The sequence below is a fragment of the Paenarthrobacter sp. Z7-10 genome (assembly GCF_026932795.1).
Lineage (GTDB): Bacteria > Actinomycetota > Actinomycetes > Actinomycetales > Micrococcaceae > Arthrobacter_M.
Genome location: NZ_JADPVH010000001.1, coordinates 24,334 through 44,152, shown reverse-complemented (window position 1 = coordinate 44,152; position 19,819 = coordinate 24,334). Strand labels below are relative to the sequence as shown.

At 64.8% G+C, this 19,819-nt stretch carries 25 protein-coding genes; 20 read left to right on the top strand and 5 right to left on the bottom strand.

Annotated elements, in window-relative coordinates:
- Positions 1–113 precede the first annotated feature (113 nt).
- A complete protein-coding gene (locus IV498_RS00230; protein ID WP_269044549.1) occupies positions 114–1,100 on the top strand; it encodes a LacI family DNA-binding transcriptional regulator in 987 nt (328 codons plus the stop codon).
- 149 nt (positions 1,101–1,249) lie between these two features.
- Positions 1,250–1,879: a malonic semialdehyde reductase gene (locus tag IV498_RS00225; RefSeq protein ID WP_269044548.1), complete on the top strand. Its 630-nt coding sequence runs from the start codon at positions 1,250–1,252 to the stop codon at positions 1,877–1,879.
- Between the two features lie 87 nt (positions 1,880–1,966).
- Here the strand turns inward: IV498_RS00225 and IV498_RS00220 are convergent, their stop codons facing one another.
- Both IV498_RS00220 and IV498_RS00215 read right to left on the bottom strand, forming a co-directional pair.
- Positions 1,967–2,272 carry a hypothetical protein gene (locus IV498_RS00220; protein ID WP_269044547.1) on the bottom strand — a complete coding sequence of 102 codons (306 nt, stop codon included), beginning with the start codon at positions 2,270–2,272 and terminating at the stop codon, positions 1,967–1,969.
- Positions 2,273–2,520: 248 nt separating this feature from the next.
- Positions 2,521–3,204, bottom strand: a complete 684-nt coding sequence (locus IV498_RS00215) for a GAF and ANTAR domain-containing protein (protein ID WP_269044546.1) — start codon at positions 3,202–3,204, stop codon at positions 2,521–2,523.
- 543 nt (positions 3,205–3,747) lie between these two features.
- Here IV498_RS00215 and IV498_RS00210 point away from each other — a divergent pair.
- The 13 genes from IV498_RS00210 (at position 3,748) to IV498_RS00150 (ending at position 11,429) form a co-directional block, all read left to right on the top strand.
- Positions 3,748–4,248: an Asp23/Gls24 family envelope stress response protein gene (locus IV498_RS00210; RefSeq protein ID WP_442951247.1), complete on the top strand. Its 501-nt coding sequence runs from the start codon at positions 3,748–3,750 to the stop codon at positions 4,246–4,248.
- Positions 4,245–4,436, top strand: coding sequence for a DUF2273 domain-containing protein (locus tag IV498_RS00205; RefSeq protein WP_269044545.1), 192 nt, complete (start codon positions 4,245–4,247; stop codon positions 4,434–4,436). The genes IV498_RS00210 and IV498_RS00205 overlap by 4 nt, the downstream gene beginning before the upstream one ends.
- Positions 4,433–4,855 carry a hypothetical protein gene (locus tag IV498_RS00200; RefSeq protein ID WP_269044544.1) on the top strand — a complete coding sequence of 141 codons (423 nt, stop codon included), beginning with the start codon at positions 4,433–4,435 and terminating at the stop codon, positions 4,853–4,855. The genes IV498_RS00205 and IV498_RS00200 overlap by 4 nt, the downstream gene beginning before the upstream one ends.
- Positions 4,852–5,433 carry a DUF6286 domain-containing protein gene (locus IV498_RS00195; RefSeq protein ID WP_269044543.1) on the top strand — a complete coding sequence of 194 codons (582 nt, stop codon included), beginning with the start codon at positions 4,852–4,854 and terminating at the stop codon, positions 5,431–5,433. The genes IV498_RS00200 and IV498_RS00195 overlap by 4 nt, the downstream gene beginning before the upstream one ends.
- Positions 5,430–6,065, top strand: coding sequence for a hypothetical protein (locus IV498_RS00190; protein WP_269044542.1), 636 nt, complete (start codon positions 5,430–5,432; stop codon positions 6,063–6,065). Before IV498_RS00195 ends, IV498_RS00190 begins: the two co-directional genes overlap by 4 nt.
- 100 nt (positions 6,066–6,165) lie before the next feature.
- The gene (locus tag IV498_RS00185; RefSeq protein WP_269044541.1) at positions 6,166–6,735 is read left to right on the top strand and encodes an RNA polymerase sigma factor; all 570 of its coding nucleotides are present in this window, start codon (positions 6,166–6,168) and stop codon (positions 6,733–6,735) included.
- On the top strand, positions 6,732–7,331 hold the full coding sequence (locus IV498_RS00180; protein WP_269044540.1) for an Asp23/Gls24 family envelope stress response protein: 600 nt from the start codon (positions 6,732–6,734) through the stop codon (positions 7,329–7,331). Before IV498_RS00185 ends, IV498_RS00180 begins: the two co-directional genes overlap by 4 nt.
- The gene (locus tag IV498_RS00175; RefSeq protein ID WP_269044539.1) at positions 7,328–7,738 is read left to right on the top strand and encodes a hypothetical protein; all 411 of its coding nucleotides are present in this window, start codon (positions 7,328–7,330) and stop codon (positions 7,736–7,738) included. Before IV498_RS00180 ends, IV498_RS00175 begins: the two co-directional genes overlap by 4 nt.
- Positions 7,739–7,777: 39 nt before the next feature.
- Positions 7,778–8,575: a phosphatase PAP2 family protein gene (locus IV498_RS00170; protein ID WP_269044538.1), complete on the top strand. Its 798-nt coding sequence runs from the start codon at positions 7,778–7,780 to the stop codon at positions 8,573–8,575.
- Between the two features lie 37 nt (positions 8,576–8,612).
- Complete coding sequence (locus tag IV498_RS00165) at positions 8,613–9,251, top strand: VTT domain-containing protein (protein ID WP_269044642.1); 639 nt, start codon at positions 8,613–8,615, stop codon at positions 9,249–9,251.
- A gap of 5 nt (positions 9,252–9,256) precedes the next feature.
- Positions 9,257–9,934 (top strand): response regulator transcription factor, encoded by a 678-nt coding sequence (locus IV498_RS00160; RefSeq protein WP_269044537.1) that lies wholly within the window; start codon positions 9,257–9,259, stop codon positions 9,932–9,934.
- Entirely contained in the window at positions 9,931–10,902 is a 972-nt protein-coding gene (locus IV498_RS00155; RefSeq protein ID WP_269044536.1) for a sensor histidine kinase, read from the top strand. Before IV498_RS00160 ends, IV498_RS00155 begins: the two co-directional genes overlap by 4 nt.
- Positions 10,903–10,928: 26 nt before the next feature.
- Entirely contained in the window at positions 10,929–11,429 is a 501-nt protein-coding gene (locus IV498_RS00150; RefSeq protein ID WP_269044535.1) for a DUF456 domain-containing protein, read from the top strand.
- Positions 11,430–11,496: 67 nt separating this feature from the next.
- Here IV498_RS00150 and IV498_RS00145 read toward each other — a convergent pair whose 3' ends face one another.
- The gene (locus tag IV498_RS00145; protein ID WP_269044534.1) at positions 11,497–13,014 is read right to left on the bottom strand and encodes a S10 family peptidase; all 1,518 of its coding nucleotides are present in this window, start codon (positions 13,012–13,014) and stop codon (positions 11,497–11,499) included.
- Positions 13,015–13,120: 106 nt separating this feature from the next.
- On the opposite strand from IV498_RS00145, the gene IV498_RS00140 reads away from it, so the two are divergent.
- Positions 13,121–13,666, top strand: a complete 546-nt coding sequence (locus IV498_RS00140) for an acyl-CoA thioesterase (protein WP_269044641.1) — start codon at positions 13,121–13,123, stop codon at positions 13,664–13,666.
- 119 nt (positions 13,667–13,785) lie between these two features.
- Positions 13,786–14,904, top strand: coding sequence for an alcohol dehydrogenase catalytic domain-containing protein (locus IV498_RS00135; protein WP_269044640.1), 1,119 nt, complete (start codon positions 13,786–13,788; stop codon positions 14,902–14,904).
- A gap of 68 nt (positions 14,905–14,972) precedes the next feature.
- On the opposite strand, the gene IV498_RS00130 is transcribed toward IV498_RS00135, so the two are convergent.
- A complete protein-coding gene (locus IV498_RS00130) occupies positions 14,973–16,826 on the bottom strand; it encodes a DUF6398 domain-containing protein (protein WP_269044533.1) in 1,854 nt (617 codons plus the stop codon).
- Positions 16,827–16,876: 50 nt separating this feature from the next.
- On the opposite strand from IV498_RS00130, the gene IV498_RS00125 reads away from it, so the two are divergent.
- From IV498_RS00125 to IV498_RS00115, 3 genes are all read left to right on the top strand, one after another.
- Positions 16,877–17,620, top strand: a complete 744-nt coding sequence (locus tag IV498_RS00125; protein ID WP_330059128.1) for an NADPH-dependent F420 reductase — start codon at positions 16,877–16,879, stop codon at positions 17,618–17,620.
- A 2-nt stretch (positions 17,621–17,622) separates the two neighbouring features.
- On the top strand, positions 17,623–17,913 hold the full coding sequence (locus tag IV498_RS00120) for a hypothetical protein (protein ID WP_269044531.1): 291 nt from the start codon (positions 17,623–17,625) through the stop codon (positions 17,911–17,913).
- 115 nt (positions 17,914–18,028) lie between these two features.
- Positions 18,029–18,568: a metallophosphoesterase family protein gene (locus IV498_RS00115; RefSeq protein ID WP_269044530.1), complete on the top strand. Its 540-nt coding sequence runs from the start codon at positions 18,029–18,031 to the stop codon at positions 18,566–18,568.
- On the opposite strand, the gene IV498_RS00110 is transcribed toward IV498_RS00115, so the two are convergent.
- Entirely contained in the window at positions 18,565–19,788 is a 1,224-nt protein-coding gene (locus IV498_RS00110; protein ID WP_269044529.1) for a M20 family metallopeptidase, read from the bottom strand. The genes IV498_RS00115 and IV498_RS00110 overlap by 4 nt on opposite strands.
- Between the last annotated feature and the right edge of the window lie 31 nt (positions 19,789–19,819).

Below are 19,819 nucleotides of genomic sequence, written 5' to 3'. Positions count from 1 at the left end.
AGGAACGGGCAAGCCGCTCACTTCCGGTCCGGACGTAATTAATCGCTTACTGTATACGTATACATTGCTAACCGGCAAGACGTCGAACGTTTCCGGGAGAAAGGACAGCGGCCGTGGTCACCAGCAGGGACGTGGCAGAACTGGCCGGGGTGTCGCAGGCGACAGTCTCCCGTGCCATCTCTTCGTCATCAAAGTTGTCGGCGGCGACGGCGGCCAAAGTCCACGCCGCGATGGCAACCCTCGGATATGTTCCACACGCCGGCGCGCAGGCCATGAAAACCCGCCGGACCAACACCGTAGGAGTCGTCGTCGCGGACCTGACGAATCCTTTTTATCCGGAGGTCCTGGACGAGCTGACCCGCGAACTCGATGCAGCCGGTTACCGCGCCGTGATCTGGAATGCGGGCGGCGGCAGCCACTCCGATGCCCTCAAAGCCATCCGCGAGCATGCAGTGGATGGAGTCATTTTCACCACGGCAACCGAAGACTCGCTCGAACTGCAGGCTGCAGTCCAGCGGCAAAGCCCGATTGTACTGATAAACCGCATGGTGGATGGCCTGGACTGCGATCAGGTGACCAGCAGCAACCTGGCCGGTGGCGCCGCGGTGGCTGATTTCCTGGTTCAGAACGGAAAATTTCGCCCGGCTTTCATCGGCGGGACACCGGCGGCCAGCACCTCGCGGGACCGCGAGGCCGGCTTTCTGCTGCGGATGGCGGAGCAGGGACATCCGGTTCCGGACCGATTCAGATTTCCCGGCAATTTTTCGCACGACGTCGGTGCGGAAATCATGCGGGGCCTGCTCGCCGGACCCGGCTGCCCCGATGCTGTTTTCTGTGCCAATGACTACATGGCCTTCGGCGCCATTGACGCTCTCCGGGCCCACCGGGATGCCGGCGGCGACGGGTGCTGGATCGTTGGATACGACGACGTCGAAATGGCGTCCTGGCAGTCCTTCGATTTGACCACGGTGCGCCAACCCAGCCGGGAGATGGCCAGGGCCGGAACAAGAATGCTGCTGCAGCGGATTGCGTCCCCGGGGCTGCCGGCGCGTCGGCTGGAGTTTCCCTGCCAGCTGATTGTCCGCGGCAGCTGCAGCTGACGACGCTGCGAGAGTAACGTGGGCGCAATCACACCCGGGACGGGATGGATGCAGCGCTGGCCCGCGTTCGCAGGAATAGAGCGCTGGTTTGCCGCTGATCTGGGCAAAGCGGCGGGGGAAACTTCAAACCTGCATCCTAAGGACACCACGTGAGCATCGAAAGCGCCCCGGAATCGAACCTGACCGATGAGCTGGTCCTGGACCCCGGCGCCGTCGACACTCTCTTCCTCGAAGCCCGCAGCGCCAATACCTTCACGGACGAACCGGTGACGCAGGAGCAGATGCGCGCCATTTACGAATTGACCAAAATGGGCCCGACCGCCATGAACATCCAGCCCTTGCGCATCACCTGGGTCACCTCCCCCGAGGCTCGGGAACGGCTGCTGTTCCACATGGCGGAGGGAAACAAAGCCAAGACGGCCGCCGCACCGTTGGTGGCTGTGCTGAGTTTCGATGGCGACTGGCACGAGCAGTTTCCTACCTTCTTTCCGCACGCCGCCGAGCGCAAGGCAATGTTCGATGGCAACGATGAACTGCGCGCAGTGATGGGTAACAATAACGCTCACATGCAGGCCGCCTACTTTGTCATGGCGGTTCGGGCGGTCGGACTGGCCGCCGGCCCGATGGGTGGTTTCGATGCCGCCGGAATCGATGCTCAATTCCATCAGGGCAGAAACCGCAGGACCTTTATGGTGGTCAATATCGGCAAGCCCGGGGAGAACGCGTGGCACCCCCGGCTGCCTCGACTCGACTACGACTTCGCCGCCAGCACTGTCTGACCAGCACCTGCTGACCAGCACAGTCTGAGCCGGAGCGGCGCCGCGCCATTGCCACCCGCTGGGGGAACGGGCTTTGAGCCGCAGATCCTAGGTCTCGGGGTTGAGAGCCTGTTCCGGGCCACCGGCCACGTCCGCTTCCGGAGCATCGCCATCTCCGGCACCCCTGGCCACTCCCGCGGGGTTGTCCGTTGAGGCATCCTTGCCCGCCCGGCGCTCCAATTCCGCCGTCAAGGCGTCATATTGATCCCAGACCTCCAGCGCGGGGTCGGCGGTGTCGAGTTTGCGGAAGAGGCGGTCGGACAGATCGAGCAAATCCTCGGAGGACGTTTCTAACAGCTCCTGGCCCATATCGACCGGATCGATACTGGGGCCGACGTCGAAGGCCGTTGTCATGCTGCCACCGCCTGGATGTGCCGGGCGTGAGTGAGGGGAGAACCCATCTCCAGCCGGACGATAACCCGAAGTTTGTGATCCATGGAGTACTTTCACTGATGAAGGGTCCACGGCCTTCTGCTAAGCCGTTTTAAACGTTATCGCTTCAATTGCTTTGGGGCAATGCAGGACGGCCCGACCTAGGAGGGGACGCGCTGGTACCGCAAGGACCTCTATCTTGGTCGCCCGCGCGGCTGCCGGAGGTTAAGTCAATGGTCGAAGTGGGTGTTGGCCGCTTCCGGGCTGATGGAGTTGACCAGTGTGGCCGCAATGTCGCGGAGTTTGATGTTGCGGCTGCTGGAGGCCGACTTAAGGATTTCGACCGCTTCGCCCTGGCTGCAGCGGTTTTGGGCCATGATGATGCCAACCGCCAAGTCGATGGTGGTGCGGGACTCCATCGCGGATTTCAGGTGCGTGGCGGTCTCCGTGCGGGCCGCGAAGCGGACAACCAGCCGGAGCGCCTTGGACGTTTGGGCCACGATGCCCTCCGCCAGCTCAATATCGTGATCAGTGAAGTTATCCCACCGGGTGGAGTATAAGTTCAGGGCGGCCCGGGCTTCGTCGGCAAGATCAAACGGCACGGCCAGCACCGAGCGTATGCCGTGCTGCAGTACAGCGTCGGCGTAGTCCGGCCAACGGTCCTCACGGCGCAGGTCTGGGACGCTGATCGTGAGCTGTTCCCGGGACGCCGTCAGGCAGGGACCATCACCGAAGTTGTATTGGATTTCGTCCATGTACCTGGCCCGTGCACTGCTGCTGGCCACCGTTGCGGCCTGCCGCTCACGCAGCAGCGTAACCCCACACAGAACCTCACCACCGCCCTTGGACAGCGACTGGGCGGCCTGCTGGGCCAGTCCCGTGAGGAAGTCCGCGACGTCATCGCTTTCCAGCATTAAATCTTGGAGATACCTGATAAAAGAAGCGTCGGTGAGTTCAGCGGCCACGACGGGCCCCATTCCAAAAGAGTCATTCCACGACGTAGTCCGCCGCTGGAACCCCCGGCCCCGTATGGCGGAGGCGGAAGCAGACGCCAGAGTCCAGTTTCGAAGAATGACGGGTACCCGCCCCCCGCGGATAACTCCAGCCTACGCCTGGCACCGGCGAGAGCTTCGAAGCAGCGATCTGCACGGCGAAGGCGCAGCTCCCCGGCCCGCCTGCCGGAAGCTCTGGCGCATGGTGCGGGCGGCGGGTAACAATGAACCATGCCCAGCCCGAGCACTCGTGGAGGCGGGCACTGATGGAAGGGAAGCACATCGGATGCAAGCGCGCACCCGGGAGGGTGCGCCACGGCCCAGTGTCCGGACCGCCCGGCTGACCGCGCCGTGCCGTGTGAGACAGATCACCATCTATTGGGCGTGAGGTTTTCCGCGCCCGCAGCATCTTAACTGTGTGGACATCAACCGATGCCCGACCGATCCGATTCAGGAGTGAGTGTTTTGACCAATCAGCCCCAGACCCCGTCCACCACCGCCAAGACCCCCCTGCCGTCGTCGGCCGCCGCCGCCGCGCACAAGACTCCTGCCGGCCAAGGCCATGGCGACACCACCATTGCCGACGCCGTCGTCGCCAAAATCGCCGGCATCGCTACCCGAAACATTCCCGGCGTCTTCGCCCTTGGCGGCGGAGCGGCGCGCGCGCTGGGGTCCCTGCGCGATGCCATCGGGCAAAGTGATGTGGCCCAGGGCATCAGCGTTGAAGTCGGCAAGACCCAGGCTGCGGTGGATGTGACGCTAATCGTGGAATATCCGCACCCGCTGCAGGAAGTTGCCGGTGCCGTCCGGGACGCCGTCTACGCCGCCGTGGAAGATTTGGTGGGACTTGAAGTGACCGAGGTGAACATCAGCATCACGGACGTGCACATCCCCACTGACGACACGCGCGCCAGTGATGTGGCGGACCAGAAGGACATCGAGAAGAGGGAGACACGAGTCTCATGAGTCCAACAGTTTCGGGCATCGCCATTGGCGCCACGCTCGCCATCTCTGCCTTGGTATTCGGTTTTTGGGGTTTCCTGCTGGTGGCACTGTTCATGATTATCGGTGCCGTCATTGGCCGCGCGGCCGAAGGGCGTCTGGACATCGGAGGCGTCATGGACGCCCTGCGCGGCAAGCGCTCATCGTCATGACCGCCTCCGTGCCGGCGGCGTTTTCCACCGGCCGGCGGTCAGCCAGGTACGACGGGAACAACGCGGCCAAGGCCCGCCTGGGCCATACCCGGATCAGCACCAGTGCGCTGACCAACACGGTCCGCGCTGTTGCAGCGCAGGCGTTCGGTGTTCCCGGCATGGAGGTCAAGGCGAAGGTGCAGGACGACGGCGGTCGGCTGGGAATTACGCTGTGGGTTCCCATCGTCCTTCCGACCCTGCTACAGGCGGCCCGGCACCCGGAGGAGGTCCGAGGCAACGGCGGCAACGCCTTTGACCGTGCGGACACAGCCCGCAGCACCGTTCATGATCAGGTCACCCGGCTCACCGGATCAGACGTCGGCCGGATAGATATCCGGCTGACCGGAATCCATCCGCGGCGTCAGGAGAAGGTCCAATGAGCACCGCTGCCCATACCCGCCGCCTGGTCCGTCGGGAAACGCATTCCTCCCGCGCCACCGCCGCAGTGGTCACCGCCGTCGTGACGATCCTTGTCCTGCTTTGGCTGGGAACCGAAACGGTGCTGTCCATGACGGGGAGAAAGCCGTTGCTGGCCTCGCCGCCGCAGATCGGAGCCTGGCTGGTTGGACTGCCGCAGGCAACGCTGCCGGCGGGCATGATCGCTGCCGGAGTGGGTCTGGCCCTGATCGGGCTGATCCTGCTGCTGCTGGCCTTGCTGCCCGGCAACCGTGGCAGGCACACCCTCGCCAGCGACCGTAACGCCGTTGTCGTCGACGATGAGGTGATCGCCGCCGCCGTGTCCCGCACCGCACGCAACACCGCCGCCTTGGTACCCGAACAAGTCAGCACGCGCATCAGCCGGCACAGCATAGACGTCCTGATCCACCGGACCTCCGGAATTGGCATTGACGAGGAAGCCGTGCGCGCTGCGGTGCAGAATGAACTCTCCGGTTACGAACTGACGCCGGAACCGAAAGTGAAGATCATCATCAGCCAGAAAGGGGCGTTAGGCGTATGAACGGCACCCATCGTGGGCTTAACCGCCTGCTGCTGGCCCTGTTGGGCCTGATCCTGATCGCCGCCGGGGCCATCACCGCCGCGGCAGGGGCCACTCCATCATTCGCCGCGGACTGGTCCAGCAACGGGGCCACGGCGTGGGCCTGGACCTTGGCACAGATCAGGTCCGTTCCGATCGGAAGTTTCGACGTCAGCTGGTGGACGATCGCAGCCTTGGCGCTGTTGGTCGTCGCGGTTGTTCTGCTGTTGTGCTGGATTTTCTCCCAGGGCGGAGGACGCTCCGGCCGCATCGGCAGCCGCGACAGCTCCGCGGGCAGTGCCGCCGATGGCAGCGGAAATGCGGCCGGCTCGACGACGATCGAGGCATCGCTGGCGACGCGGGCGATCCGGGATGCGCTGGAGGAAAATGACCAAGTGCTCAGCGCCAACGTGAGCGCTTGGAAGGTCAAGCAGGCGGACGGGCTGCGGATCGCCATCCAGGCGCGCAAAGGTTCCTCGCCACGCCAGGTCACCGACGCGGCGGAGGAAACTGTTCGGGGCCTCGACGAGCTCCTGGGCATTCAGGTTCCTGTCCTGGTCCGAATAAACTCTGGACTGCGCTCCAGATTCACCGGCGCCGAACGCGTCCACTGAACCCTCAGCCGAACGCGTCCACGGAATCCTCAGCCGAACGCGTCCCGACGGCTTCGCTCAGGAGCGACCCGGACTTACGCATCGACGGGAAGGACCCGACTTGACTGCCCCACCCCTGACCGCGGACGCCCTCTCCTCGGCGGCCGACGGACTTCTTGCCGAGCGCGCCTCGGACGGGGACAGCAAGGCGTTTGAAGTTCTGGCCCGGCGCTATGCTCCGGCCATGCGTGGCTATGCCCGGCGCATCACCGGATCCTTCGCTGACGCCGACGACGCGGTCCAGGAATCCCTGCTGCAGGCCTGGACCAAACTCGGCGACCTGAGTGAACCGAATGCCGTCCGCGGCTGGATGATGCGGATCACCGCCAACGCTTCGATCAACCTGGTTCGCCGGCGAAAGAGCACCACGAGCATTGATGCTGTGGAAGATCCCGCCGATCCGGCACCCACCCCTGAAACGGCAGCATTGACGGCGACGGGGATGACAGCGCTCACCGCCGCGCTGGCGCGGTTGCCGGAGGAGCAACGCCACTGCTGGGTCCTGAAGGAAATGGGGAACCAGTCCTATGAGGAGATCGCCCGCACCTTGGGCATCACCTCCGATAGCGTCCGGGGCCGTCTCTCCCGGGCACGAGCGACCCTACTGAAGGAAATGGAGGCCTGGCAGTGACACCGGACGCCCTCGACCCCGGCTGCGGCCGGACTCTGGAAGAACTCAGCGACTACCTTTCCGCCGGTTCATCCCCGGACAGTTTGCACATGGACAACTGCCCTCAGTGCCAGGCTGCCCTGGCCGCGCTGCGCCGGCTCCACACCCTCACCGGCCAACTGCTCGAGAGCGACCTGCACCAAGCCGGCAGCACGGATGAACCTTGGTTCCGCAGCATCATGGACAATCTCAGACTGGAGACCAAAGCCGGGCGCAGCATCGCGCTGGCCGGTGCCCACCCCGACGATGACCTCTCGGAGACGGAAGGCGCCGTCGTCGCCCTGATCCGGACTATCGGGGACACCGTTCATGGTGCAACCATCGGTAAATGCCGGTTCAACGGGAACCTTGAAACACCGGGTGCACCCATTGGAATCGAAGTGAACGTCACTGCGCTCTGGGGCGAGCGTCTCCCCGACCTGGCGAACACGCTCCGCCAAACTCTGGCGCAGGCGCTCGCCAGGCACACGGAGCTGAACGTCGACGATATTGACATCGCCATCACTGACCTCGGGGTGGTTTCCCCGGGCAGCAAAGGGAACGGGACCGCTCCATGAGCACCGCAGACCAACTACACCGACTGGTCCTCTCGGTCCCGGGCGTGGCAGCCGTTTATCCGGCGGATCCTGCCTGGCGGGCACCGATGAATCGCCTCGGCGCTGTAATGGCCCCCGGCACGTCCGCACCGGAACCGGAGCTGGTTCGCCTGCGCATGGACGGCTCCACCGCCCATGTCCGAATCCGCGTTGGAGCCAGCGGCGACGTACCGGCACCGGAACTGGCCCGCCGCATTGCCGCGGAAATCCGGGCCACGCTGGGAACCGAGACGGAAATGGAAGCCGGCGCTATTGCCGTCCAAATCTGTTCCATCGCTGCGGTGCCGTCCGTGCCGCGGAAGGCCGAGCCAACTCCTTCCCCGGCGACCGCACCGACAGCAACCACCAGGCCTTCGATGCAATCTTAGGGAATCCTTAGAGGCAGTGGGACAGAGTGTAAAAGGCGGTTGTCTGACCGCGATGCACCCGATCCCGGAGATTTCATGCACAGCTCACCCGCCGAGAGCGGTCCGAAGACCGACACCCGTTCCGATCCGCGAACCCGATTGCGCGTCCTGCCACAGGCCCGGCTATGGGTCCTATGGGCGTTGGTATTGGCCGGAGCGGACCTGGCGCTGGGTTTGAGCGCAAAATGGACACCTGGGTTCAGCGCCAATGAGTTTAGTGTGGACCAGGAGTTGAGCCGACACCACGAAGTTCTCCTGACGGGTATCGCGATGACGATTAACTATCTGTTCGCTCCATTGGTGGGCGTGCCGATCATTATTCTGGTGGCGTTGTACCTGCTGGTGGTGCGGCGGTCGCCGGTGAACGCCATCGCCTTTGGTGCAGTTGCGTCGTTGGGCTGGGTGGCCAGCGAGATTTTCAAGTTGATCATCGCCCGCCAGCGGCCCAACCAGGCACTGCTGTTGGATCCGCTGGCACCGGAAACCGGATCGAACAGCTTTCCCAGCGGACACGTTGCCTTTGCGGTGGCATTGGCCTTTGCCGTGTTCTTTATCGCCCGGAATACCCGCTGGTCCAGGACCGCGGCCATTGCAGGTCCCATCGTGGCACTCGTTGTGGCGTGGTCCCGCGTCTACGTGGGAGTCCATTACCCCACTGACGTGGTTGCATCGTTCTTGGCTTCTTCGGCCGCTGTGATTTTATTTGCGGGGTTGTGGAACCGGTATGCGTTGGTGCTGCTGACGCGGATTCCGCTACTGGCCCGCTTTGGCCCCGTCGGGTCGAGCCCCAACCGCTAAGGAGCGCCTTTTGCACGCTGTTCATCTCGCTGTCGCCATGTCCGCACCCACTGGGCTGCCGCCAATCTTCGATCCCGCCACGCTGCTCAGCGGGTTAGGCCCGGCCACGCTGGCTGTAGTGGCGCTCCTGGTGTTTATCGAATCCGGAGTACTGTTCCCGTTCCTGCCCGGGGATTCGCTGCTCTTCACGGCCGGGCTGCTGCACCAGCAGCTGAACCTCACACTTCCGGTCCTGATCGGGGTGGTCACAGTTGCTGCTATCGCCGGTGACCAGGTGGGTTATATGCTGGGACGCCGATTCGGCAGACGCTGGTTTAAAGACGACGCGAAGGTCCTCAAGACCGCCTACCTGGAGCGGACGGAGGCCTTCTTCGCCCGCCGCGGTGGCGCTGCAATCGTGCTGGCCCGGTTCGTGCCCGTGGTCCGCACTTTTGCCCCGCTGGCTGCCGGTATTGCCCGCTACGAGTACAAGGCCTTCACCGCGTGGAACGCCGTGGGAGCCCTCGGCTGGGCGGTATCGGTGACGCTGCTGGGAACGTGGTTGGGCAGGTTTGATGTCATCGCCAAGAACATCGACGTGATCGCTGTGATCATGGTCCTGATCTCCGTTCTGCCGTGGGGCATTGAGTTTCTCCGCAGCCGGCGCAAGAAGCGGGCTGGCGCCGCGGGAGAATAGAGTGCATGAGTACCGATAATGAGCGGCCGTCCCTGCTGCTGGTTGAGGATGACGCGGTCCTGGGTCCCCTGATCGCCGAGCTGTTGGAAGACGACTACCGCGTCCAACTTGCCGGTGACGGCCAGAAGGGCTTGCATCTGGGCCTGACTGGCGGCTGGGATGTGATGGTGATTGACCGTGGTCTGCCGGTGCTGGACGGGGTGTCCTTGATAGCGGCGCTGCGGCGCAAGGGGATCGTAACTCCGGCGCTCATTCTTACCGCCTCCGGCACGATCGAGGAAAAGGTGTCAGGGCTGGATGCCGGCGCCAACGACTATGTCACCAAACCGTTCGACGCAGCCGAGTTGCGTGCACGCCTGCGGGCCCTGATCCGCACCTACGCCGCAGCCAGCGGAGCGCTTACCGTGGGTGAGTGGGAGTTCGACGCGGCCTCTCGATCGGCACGCTCCAGCTATGGCCGTCGTGTCTCTTTGACCGCCAAAGAATCGGAACTGCTGGCTGTCTTGGCCGGGGAACCGGACCGGGTCTTCGGCCGGGATGAACTTGTCAGAACGCTGTTCCACCCGACGGACCACCCGGGGGTGATCGACACTTATGTGCATTACCTGCGCCGGAAAATTTCTAAAACCATCGTCCGAACTGTCCATGGTGTCGGATATCAGATTGGGGACCCAAGCGCATGAGCGTAAGCCCGGACTACACGGCCCTCCGCAAGGCCGCCCTCAAGGTAGGGACACGGATCACGGTTGCCTGCGCCGTGATGGTCATTGCCGTGATCATTGCCGCGGCCGTATTCATGCTGCATCAGGGCCAGCATCCGGACGTTCCCTCTCCGCAGGGACCATCTGCAGCCCGAATCTACGTGGAATCCAAGGACATGCTCGAAGCCATGGTCGTGGCTGGCCTGGCCGGAATTATCCTCGCCGGGCTGGTGGGCTGGCTGAGCGCACGCAGTGCTATTCGTCCGCTCGGTGATGCGTTGGCACTTCAGCGCAGGTTCATTCAGGACGCCAGCCACGAATTACGGACTCCGCTGACCATCCTCGATGCGAGGGTGCAGCTGGCACAGCAACGCACCGAACCGGGGTCGGCTCTGGGTCACGCCCTCATGCAAATCCGGACCGACACGGCCGCGCTGACGGCGACGGTCGAGGAACTGCTGATCGCGGCGGCCGGAGATCCGGTCGACGAAATGATCGAGTCGATCGATGTCGGGGAGATCGCCGAAAGGGCCGTCGCGGACCTGCAGCAGGTTGCGGGCAACCGCGGCATAGGATTGTCGTTCCGGCAGGACGCGCCCTGCCGTGCCCGCCTGCAGTCAAACAGCCTGCGCCGAGCCGTGGTCGCATTGCTGGACAACGCCTTAGCCCACACTCCACCGGGCGGGAACGTCACAGTGATCACATCGCGCCAAGGCAGTAAGAGCGTCCTGACGGTTTCCGACACCGGAGCGGGCATCCGCGGCGTGGATCACAGCCGGATTTTTGAGCGCTTCGTCAGGACAAACGCCATCGGAACCGGGAGCCAGCGCAGCTTTGGCATCGGTCTGGCGCTGGTGCGCGAAATCGCCGTCGGCGCTGGGGGGAGCGTGGAAATCGCCGGTACCGGTCCGGACGGGACCATCATGAAATTGACTCTTCCCTGCGCCTGACCGTTCCCTGATGGCAGACTGAGCGTATGGACGCCGCATTGCTCTGGACTCTCCTCTGTGGGGCGCTCATTCTGGTGGGGATGGCCGGCATCGTGGTGCCGGTGCTTCCCGGCAGCGTGTTGATCGGGCTCAGCCTCCTGGCGTGGGCCATCGCCGTGGCCAGCCCTGTGGGCTGGATTGTGTTCGGCGTGGGAGCGGTGCTGGTGACTGCCGGGATGCTTGCCAGCTCCGTGCTGACCGGGCGCACCATGAAGAAACGCCGGATCCCAGGATGGTCGGTGCTGGCCGGCGCCGTGCTGGGGATCGTGGGATTCTTCGTTATCCCGGTGGTGGGGCTGCTGGTCGGTTTTGCCGCAGGTCTGTTCCTTAGCGAGCTGATCCGGCAGCGCAGCCTCGCGCCGGCGCTGTCGTCCAGCGTGGCCGCGCTGAAGGCCGTCGGGCTCGGAATCCTGGTGGAATTCGGATTCGGCTCCGTGGCTGGCGGAACCTGGATCCTCGGGACGTGGATCTACTTCGCCATTCGGTAGCCGCGCCGGCTGCCGCGGTGTAGCGCCCGACCGGGTCAGCTGGACCCTGCTCAGCCGCATACCCACCTCAGCAGCTTTGGACGAACCGCGCGAGGCTTTCCAGCTGTGCCTGCCGGGCCTCCGGCTTGAGGTACATCATGTGCCCGGCCTCGTGATAGTGGTGACTGAACCGGTCCCGGGCATTCTGGTCAATATTGAGATGCGCCCAGACGTATTCCGCGGCAAAGTGCGGTGTGGCACCGTCGTGGTAGCCGTAATCCACGTGCACCCGCAACGCAGGGTTGTAGGTCAGCAGCCGCTCCAGGTCCTCGGTCACATCAACCGGCGCGCCCTCGAAAGTTTTGTAGCTCCACGGCTGAACCCGGCCGGTCAGAATCTCGTACGGCAGATCATTCTCGTAGCCTAATTCGGCGCGGACGTAATGGTTGATGGCCGCTGAATAGGGCCCATTGATGGCCCGCAGCGATGGGTCATCCCAGTCCTCGGAGGCATGGAGCTTCGCTGGCCGCTGGGTGAAGCGGCCGTCGATCCGGCCCACCGTCAGTCCGTCGGCGCGCAGCAGTTCCGCGGCAAACTCGCCATAGGTCCAGCGCAGATTGGTGCGCCGGATGAAGTCCTCGCCAAGCGTGGTCAGCGCACTGAGCCGGGCCACCGCGTCGTCGAACTCACCGGGCGCAAGCCGCGCGCCCTGGCTGAGGGCGTAGCCAAAGTCGCGGGCGGCGAACTCCTCAGCCTCGGCCACCACCTCAGCCAGCGCCCGCCCAGGATGCCGTCCGTGGTAGTGCGCAATCGCCGCGTAGGTGGGGATGTGCAGCGCGTAGGGGGCGTCGTTGCCCGGCTGGAAGTCAAGGGTGGAGAGGTTCAGCACCGTGGAAATCAGGCCAAGACCGTTGATGGCCATTCCGTAGGCCTCAAAGAGCCGGCCGGCGACGGCCACGGCGCGCAGCGTGCCGTAGGACTCGCCCACAAGGTACTTTGGCGAGAGCCAGCGATGGTTTCGGGTGGTCCACAGCCGGATCACCTCCGCCACCAGATCCCGGTCCTCGATGAACGCATGGAATTCGTCCGCTTTGCCGCCTTCGATCACGCGCGAAAAGCCGGTGCTGACCGGGTCGATGAGCACCAAATCGGCGTGCTCCAAGATGGTTTCCGGATTGTCGACGACGGCGAACGGCGGCTCGGTGAGGTGGCCGACGTCGCCGCTGTCGACCATCCGCGGCCCCAGCAGACCCATGTGCAGCCAGACGCTGGAGGAGCCGGGGCCGCCGTTGAAAGCGAAAACCACCGGACGCGTGTTCGGCGTACCAGGCTGTGCCGCCGGTGTGTCTCGAACATAACTGACCAGGAATATCTCGGCTTTCGGCTTGAACCCTTCGTTCTTACCATCCGTGATTTGCTCCTGGCGCAGCACCAGCCGGCCGGTCGTGGTTGTATAACTCAGGCCGGAAGGCAGCGTGTGGGTCCTGGTGATAAAGTCATCGCTGACTTCCTTGCCCGCTGCCGTGTCGGCGGCTGTGCCCGCGCCGGAGTTCCTGACGGAGCCGGAATCGGAGGAGGCGGTGTCGGTGTTCGTGTTTTCAGCCATGCTTGGAGCCTACCGGCTCAGATCGAGGTCTCGTCCAGCCGCCCCGGCCCAGGAGGACGGGACGGCGCGCAGCCAGCAGAGGTTACTCATGAGTAACATAAGGCGTATGCACCTTCTCCTGCGTACGCTCCTGCATCTGTTCCTGGCTGCCCGCCGGCCGCCACTCGGTCTTTGGGCTGAATCCACGCTGCCGCTGCGGGTACTGCCGACGGATATCGACCTGGCCCGACACGTCAACAACGGCGTGTATTTTTCCCTGATGGACCTGGCCCGGCTTGATCTGATGGTGCGCAGCGGGACGTGGGCCAAGATGCGCCGCCGGGGTTGGAGCCCGGTCTCCAACGCCCAAACCATCGCCTTCCGCAAATCCCTGCGGCTGTGGCAGCGCTTCAGTATTGAATCGAAGGTCGTCGGCTTTGACTCCAGGGTGATCTATTTTGAGCACCGGATGGTGGCCGACGGTGAAATCTACGCCCGCGCGCACGTCGCCACCCGGCTGGTCAGCAAAAGCGGGCCAGTCAGCAATGCGGAAATATTTGCGGAATTTGGCCACCCACCGGCGGATTTGATGCTGCCGGACTGGATCCACGGCTGGCGCGAGGCCAACGCGTTGCCCAGCACCCGAAAGTCGGCTCCGCATGCATGGACATAGGCGCAAAGGCGCGCTGGCGCTGGGCCGGGTCGGCAGGGAGAATGGCCAGATGACGTTGAACAGGCACACCTTTGAGACAGCTGCCGGCTCGGCCGGCCAAGGCACACCGGGCGGCAGCGATGCGTAGCGCGGTGCTCTGGCATGCGCCGGCGGAGCGGACGTATGCCGTCAGCAGGCCGCTGCAACTGGAGGACATCGCCGTTCCGGAGCCGCGCGCCGGCGAGGTGCTGGTAAAAATCGAGCGTGCCAGCCTGTGCCACTCTGACTTATCCGTCATCGACGGCTCGCGGGTACGTCCGCTGCCCATGGCGCTGGGCCACGAAGCAAGCGGCACCATCGTCGGCACCGGCCCGGGAGTGGACGACGTGCGCTCCGGTGATCGGGTAGTGCTGGTCTTTGTCCCCGCGTGCGGTCAGTGCCGGGCCTGCACATCCGGCCGGCCGGCGCTGTGCCACCGGGGCGCGGAAGCCAATGGCAGCGGCGATCTGCTGCACGGCGAGGCTTTGCTGCGCACTGCGGACGGCGGGCGGATCAATCATCATTTGGGCGTTTCCGCCTTTTCCGAGTACGCCGTGGTGGCCCGGGAGTCCGTCGTCGTAATCGACGACGACGTCCCCTTCGACATCGCCGCGATGTTCGGTTGCGCCGCGCTCACCGGTATTGGTGCGGTGCTCAACACGGCCCAGGTGACCGCCGGCCAGTCGGTCATCGTCTTCGGTTTGGGTGCGGTGGGACTGATGGCGGTGATGGCCGCCGCCCAAGTAAGCGGAACCACCGTGATCGCCATCGACCCGCTGGCACAAAAACGTGAATTGGCGCTGCGCTGCGGCGCGCACTTTGTTGGGGACCCGGCGTCGGCCGAGGCGCTCGTAGCCGAGCATGCGGGCGACGGCGTCGATGTTGCGGTCGAAGCGGTGGGCAGCGCCCGGGTGATGGAAGCCTGCCTGGGGCTGCTGACCCGTGGTGGCGCACTGGTTTCCGTCGGGCTGCCGCATCCGGAGCAGATCCTGAGCATTCAGGCGCTGCAGTTCCCCGGCATGGGCAAGCGGCTGCTCGGGTCCTACATGGGCGATGCCGTCCCGGCCCGCGACATTCCCCGCTACGTTCAGCTGTGGCGTGACGGCCGGCTTCCGGTGGAACTGCTGCACACTGACACCAAGCCATTAGCCGAGATCAACGAGGGCCTCGATGCGCTCGCGGACGGCGAGGTGGTGCGGCGGCTGTTCCTGATGTCCTGACCCTGCGGCCGTCAAAGTCTTTTGACCCGGCGGCGGTCAGGAGCTTTTGCTAATTTCCGGATCTAGCCTCAGGCCAACGCCTCTCCGGCCAACGCCGCCCGGCATGAGTCCCGCATGGTGATCAGCTGGGTCCGGAACGCCGAAACCAGCAGGTCGGGGGTGCCCAGTTCCAATTCCGCGCCCCGCCTGTCGATACCGGCGGCGGCGAGGAGGCTTTGGGCTCGTTGAGAGGCGCTGGACACGCCGAAGTGTTTCATCAGGTCTTTGACGTACAGGCCGCTGCTGCCAAAGCTGTCATTGGCTTTGGCGATGATCCAGCACACCGCTGCGGCCGACATCCGCACGTTGGTCCTGCGGCGGAAGACGGCTGGGTCCCCGGCCGCAGCCCGTGCCAGGAATCGCCGGGCCGCGGTGCGGTGCTCGGCGTCCAGCAGCTCGGTGCCGCTGTCGCACAACCGCAGCACCTCGGTCACCTGCCCCTGGATATCCTCGGGAATGCCGCGCCAATCGAAGTCCTCGTCCGGCAGCGGCACGTCGTTCAGTTTGTCCAGCTGGTCCTCCCCACCCACCGTGCCGGCGATGATCTCCAGCATCATTTCCTGGAACCCGGCCACTGTCATCGCGTCGATGCCGCCGTGGCTCCCACCATCGAAGCCCCGGCTGTCGTGGTCACGTCCCCGGCTGTCGTCGTCTAGTCCCCAGCCGTCGTCGTCCGCAGGCACGCTGCGGCGCCCAGCGCCGCTGATCAGCCGGCGGAATTCCGGCTCCGCCTCCGCAAGGGATGCCAGCGTCTCACGGGAGAGCTTGGCACTGATGCCGCGTTCCGCGTGGCAATACCGAACCAGCCCCCGGAGCAAGTCCGGGACGACTCGCAGCACGGCGGCGGGCGCCAGGATTTTGCGGGGAATCCAGTCCAGCAGGAGGATGGACACCGATGTCGGACTCCAGCGCATCGGGTCGCCCGGTCCGTAATCCGTGGCGAACCAGAGGATGTTTTCCAGCAGGCCCCGGCTGTTACCGTCCTCGCTCAGGGCGCCGGGGTAGCGGGAGGCGAGGAAGGTATCCGCCAGTGCATCCAGCTGCTGCCTGCTCCACTCGGGGCGTGCATAGCCTGTTCCGCCGTCCGGAACCTGGCGCAGCACCGTTTCGGTCAGTGGCCGGATGCCGGGCCACTGCTCCGATTCCGGCGCATCAGGGGTGCTGGCCCCCTGGTCTATGGCCTGCTGGACTTTGGCGCGGGCGTCCGGCAGGGAGAGGTCGGTCCACGTCGTGTCCTGGACCGGGATATAGCCCTTCATGGTGGCAATGACGTCCCCGATGGCTTCGGGGATGGTGAAGGCGTCTTTCACGATGGTGCCCATGTTGTGGTCGATATAGATCACCAGCGTGAATTCGTCGCCGTCCGGGGTCCGCACTCCGAGCAGGACGTTATCCCCGTCGCCCAGCACGTGCGTCATTTCCGTGGCACGGTACGGCGCCAGCGATGCGAATTCGGCCAGCAGGCCCTCGGCCTCCGCTGTTTCAGCGCGGAGTGTGCGGCTAATCCGGGCCCGCTCCAGATCATCCGAGCTGAGCGCGTGGATCACAGCCAACAGCATCAGCGTCTCCGGCAGCGGAGTGCCCAGCAGAGTGTTGATGAAGCCGGGGCGGTCCGGACCTTCCTGGCCGGGAACCGGCTGACCGGCCGCCCGAAATGGGTTGGCGACGCGCGGGTCCAGCGCAGAGAGGATGCTGCTGCCCAATTCCAGCAGAGGCAGCGGATGGTCGTAGGTGGCCGCGTCGCTGATGGTATCCAGCAGGTCACCCGCCGGGCCGGTGGGCCGCGATTGCTCTCCGCTTCCGGCGACGCTTGCACTACGTTTGGATCGGCGTTGGGTTTTCCCGGAGCTCTTGCCGCCAACGGGCTTTTTTCGCTGCGTCATGCTTCCAGCCTACGGACCGGGCGCGGACGCGGCCAGCGTTCCGGCTCAAGATGGACGCTCGTGGCCAGCACAGGGGGCGCAGGATGATCATTCGCGGATTGCAAGGACGGTGGAAATACTTTCGTCCGGGTGCCGGTTACGTCGATATGACAACTATAGGAATCATCGGAGCAGGACATATTGGCAGCCAAATCGCGCGGAAGGCCGTGCAGCTGGGCTATGACGTGGTGATCAGCAATTCGCGCGGACCGGAAACCTTATCGGACCTGGTTGCCGAATTAGGGCCGACGGCGAAGGCTGGGACCGCCGCGGATGCGGCGGCAATGGCGGACTTCGCCGTGGTGACGGTCCCGTTGAAGAGCTACCGGGACGTTCCGGTGGAGCCGCTGGCCAACAAAGTGGTCATCGACACCAACAATTACTACTGGGAAAGGGACGGACGTATTCCTGCGCTCGACAAGGGCGAGGCAACCGTTTCCGGTCTGCTCCAGGAACACCTGCCTGGCTCCAGGGTGGCCAAGGGTTTCAATCACATTATGGCGAAGGACATCACCGCCGACGGCACTCCGGCGGGCACGGACAACCGGCGGGCGCTTGCCACGGCCAGCGATTTTCCCGACGCCAGCGCACTGGTGACCCGGCTGTACGACGAGTTCGGTTTCGACACGGTCAACGTTGGATCGTTGGCGGAGAGCTGGCGGGTGGAGCGGGACCGGCCGGCCTACGTGGTGCGCCAGAACGCAGAGGAGCTTGAGTCGAACCTGGCCCGGGCCCCCCGGACCGTCGAGGGCTAACCATGAGCGGGACCGGATCCCTGTTCGGCTGGGCTTTTGGTGACCGGAACCGGCGCGGCCAGCCCGGATACTTGGATGGCCTCAAGCAGGCCGCTTTGGCCAATGCAGCCGAGCAGGCCGCCGGTAAGGGGTTGCAGACGGTTGCCGGATCGCAGGACTACACCGTACTCAGCGAAGGGGAAGCTTTGGCGGCCATCGAGTCGCCGCAGGGAAGTCTGGTGGTCAGGTGCACCATCGAGGTTACCGGCCCACGGGCTTCCCGGCTGCGGGCCGAAGGACCTATGAACGGCTGACGGTTGCTGCTGGGTGACGCGCAGCGGGCCGGACGAGCGGATGAAAAGCCGACGGCGTCTGCGGCACGTCTGACGGCGGCTGACAAAGGGCTGCGCGGCGTGACACGATGCCCCAATGAGTACCCGTCTGTTGTTTCTCTCCGACACGCATGTGCCGAACCGCGCCAAGGTCATACCGGCCCAGGTTTGGGCTGCGGTGGATAAGGCCGACGTCGTTTTCCACGCCGGCGATTGGGTGAGCGTGGACCTGCTGGACGCGCTGGAGGCTCGGGCGGCACGGCTGCTGGGCGTTTACGGCAACAATGATGGCCCGGAGCTGCGCGAGCGTCTGCCGGAGACAGCGACAGCGACGATCGAGGGGATCCGCTGGGCGATGATCCATGAAACCGGAGCAGCCCAGGGCCGCGAGGCCCGTTCTGAAGCAAAGTTTCCAGACACCGACGTCCTGATCTTTGGCCACTCCCACATTCCGTGGGACAGCACCGGTCCACACGGGTTGCGGCTGTTGAATCCGGGGTCGCCCACCGATCGGCGCCGGCAGCCGGTCGGCACCTTCCTGACCGCGGTGGCGGACGCCGGCAGGCTGCGGGAGGTCACACTCGTCCCCTTGAAACTCGAAGCAGGCGGTCAAGTCCGGAAAGCCAAGGAAGGCTAGCGGCGACAGGTTTGGGCGCCGCGGCGCACCGCAAAGGCTTTAAGATACTGCTGCACCTGGGCCGGGTCCGCCATGATGTCCGAGACCGTCCACGCCATGGCCAGGCCGGCGTCGAGCATGGCACGATAGGCCGCCGGGGCGTTCGTGGCCGCCGCAAAACCATGGGAATGCGGAGGCGCCGTCGCGCCGGGGATGCTGACCCACGGCTGGATGCTCGGCACCACCTGGGACACGTTGCCCATGTCCGTGGAGCCGCCCCCGGGGCCGGGGGAATACTCCGCGTTGTGGCCAAGGAAGGACATGTTCTGGCTCCAGTAGTTTCCCATGACCTCGTCCTGAATGAGCGGTTCGTACAGGGGCTCAGTGGGTTCGATCTCCAGCGTGGTTCCAGTCGCCAGTGCGCCGGCTTCGAAGCAGTTGCGGACCCTGGTCAGAAGCGCCTCGTATTCGGGCAGGGTGAGCGCCCTGCATTCGAACTCGACGACAGCCAGGTCGGGAATGATGTTGGTAACGTGTCCGGCCTCGGCAATGAACATGGCGATCCGGTGGTCGCCGGGAATCTGCTGACGCAGCAGGCCTACGGCCACCTGGGAGATCACGGCGGCATCGGCGGCGTTGACGCCAAGGTGCGGCGCGACGGCCGCATGCGACGGGGTGCCACGGAACGTTGCGCGGTAGCGGCCCACCGCCTGGTTTTTCGTGCCTGCCGGATTACAGCTGGCCCCCTCCTGCATTGGGTGCACCATCATGGCGACCGTGACGTCGTCGAACACCCCGGCGTTGAGCAGGACGACCTTGCCGGCGCCGTGCTCCTCGGCCGGGGTGCCGATGACTTTGAGGGTGATGCCGAGCTCGTCGACCACCGGCAGCAGACCCAGCGCGGCGGCCACGCTGGCACCGGCGATGAGGTTGTGACCGCAGGCGTGTCCGATGCCGGGCAGGGCGTCGTATTCAACGCAGATTCCGACAGTGAGTTCGCCCGTACCGGCGGTCGCCGTGAACGCCGTCGCCAGTTCTGCCACCGGGCGTTCGACGATGAATCCGGCGTTTCCGAGCAGCGTGCAGATGGCCGCGGAGGCACGGTGCTCTTCGAAGGAAAGTTCTGGATCCTCCGCGATCGCCGTGCTCAATTCAACGACCTGTTCGGCCCGGAGGGACAGTTCCTGGGCGATTCGTGATTTCGACCCGGAAGTTTCACTGACGGCGTGCATAAAGTCCATGGGGATCCAATCCGGGCGCCGGGCGCCAACC

What these genes read in the sequence shown, in the direction of transcription:
- IV498_RS00165 (WP_269044642.1), top strand. Translation starts at nt 8,613, where the DNA reads ATGTCCGCACCCACTGGGCTGCCGCCAATCTTCGATCCCGCCACGCTG.
- IV498_RS00140 (WP_269044641.1), top strand. Translation starts at nt 13,121, where the DNA reads ATGCACCTTCTCCTGCGTACGCTCCTGCATCTGTTCCTGGCTGCCCGC.
- IV498_RS00220 (WP_269044547.1), bottom strand. Translation starts at nt 2,272, where the DNA reads ATGACAACGGCCTTCGACGTCGGCCCCAGTATCGATCCGGTCGATATG.
- IV498_RS00135 (WP_269044640.1), top strand. Translation starts at nt 13,786, where the DNA reads ATGCGTAGCGCGGTGCTCTGGCATGCGCCGGCGGAGCGGACGTATGCC.
- IV498_RS00115 (WP_269044530.1), top strand. Translation starts at nt 18,029, where the DNA reads ATGAGTACCCGTCTGTTGTTTCTCTCCGACACGCATGTGCCGAACCGC.
- IV498_RS00150 (WP_269044535.1), top strand. Translation starts at nt 10,929, where the DNA reads ATGGACGCCGCATTGCTCTGGACTCTCCTCTGTGGGGCGCTCATTCTG.
- IV498_RS00205 (WP_269044545.1), top strand. Translation starts at nt 4,245, where the DNA reads ATGAGTCCAACAGTTTCGGGCATCGCCATTGGCGCCACGCTCGCCATC.
- IV498_RS00190 (WP_269044542.1), top strand. Translation starts at nt 5,430, where the DNA reads ATGAACGGCACCCATCGTGGGCTTAACCGCCTGCTGCTGGCCCTGTTG.
- IV498_RS00120 (WP_269044531.1), top strand. Translation starts at nt 17,623, where the DNA reads ATGAGCGGGACCGGATCCCTGTTCGGCTGGGCTTTTGGTGACCGGAAC.
- IV498_RS00155 (WP_269044536.1), top strand. Translation starts at nt 9,931, where the DNA reads ATGAGCGTAAGCCCGGACTACACGGCCCTCCGCAAGGCCGCCCTCAAG.
- IV498_RS00200 (WP_269044544.1), top strand. Translation starts at nt 4,433, where the DNA reads ATGACCGCCTCCGTGCCGGCGGCGTTTTCCACCGGCCGGCGGTCAGCC.
- IV498_RS00215 (WP_269044546.1), bottom strand. Translation starts at nt 3,204, where the DNA reads ATGCTGGAAAGCGATGACGTCGCGGACTTCCTCACGGGACTGGCCCAG.
- IV498_RS00125 (WP_330059128.1), top strand. Translation starts at nt 16,877, where the DNA reads ATGGACGCTCGTGGCCAGCACAGGGGGCGCAGGATGATCATTCGCGGA.
- IV498_RS00130 (WP_269044533.1), bottom strand. Translation starts at nt 16,826, where the DNA reads ATGACGCAGCGAAAAAAGCCCGTTGGCGGCAAGAGCTCCGGGAAAACC.
- IV498_RS00110 (WP_269044529.1), bottom strand. Translation starts at nt 19,788, where the DNA reads ATGGACTTTATGCACGCCGTCAGTGAAACTTCCGGGTCGAAATCACGA.
- IV498_RS00145 (WP_269044534.1), bottom strand. Translation starts at nt 13,014, where the DNA reads ATGGCTGAAAACACGAACACCGACACCGCCTCCTCCGATTCCGGCTCC.
- IV498_RS00195 (WP_269044543.1), top strand. Translation starts at nt 4,852, where the DNA reads ATGAGCACCGCTGCCCATACCCGCCGCCTGGTCCGTCGGGAAACGCAT.
- IV498_RS00160 (WP_269044537.1), top strand. Translation starts at nt 9,257, where the DNA reads ATGAGTACCGATAATGAGCGGCCGTCCCTGCTGCTGGTTGAGGATGAC.
- IV498_RS00175 (WP_269044539.1), top strand. Translation starts at nt 7,328, where the DNA reads ATGAGCACCGCAGACCAACTACACCGACTGGTCCTCTCGGTCCCGGGC.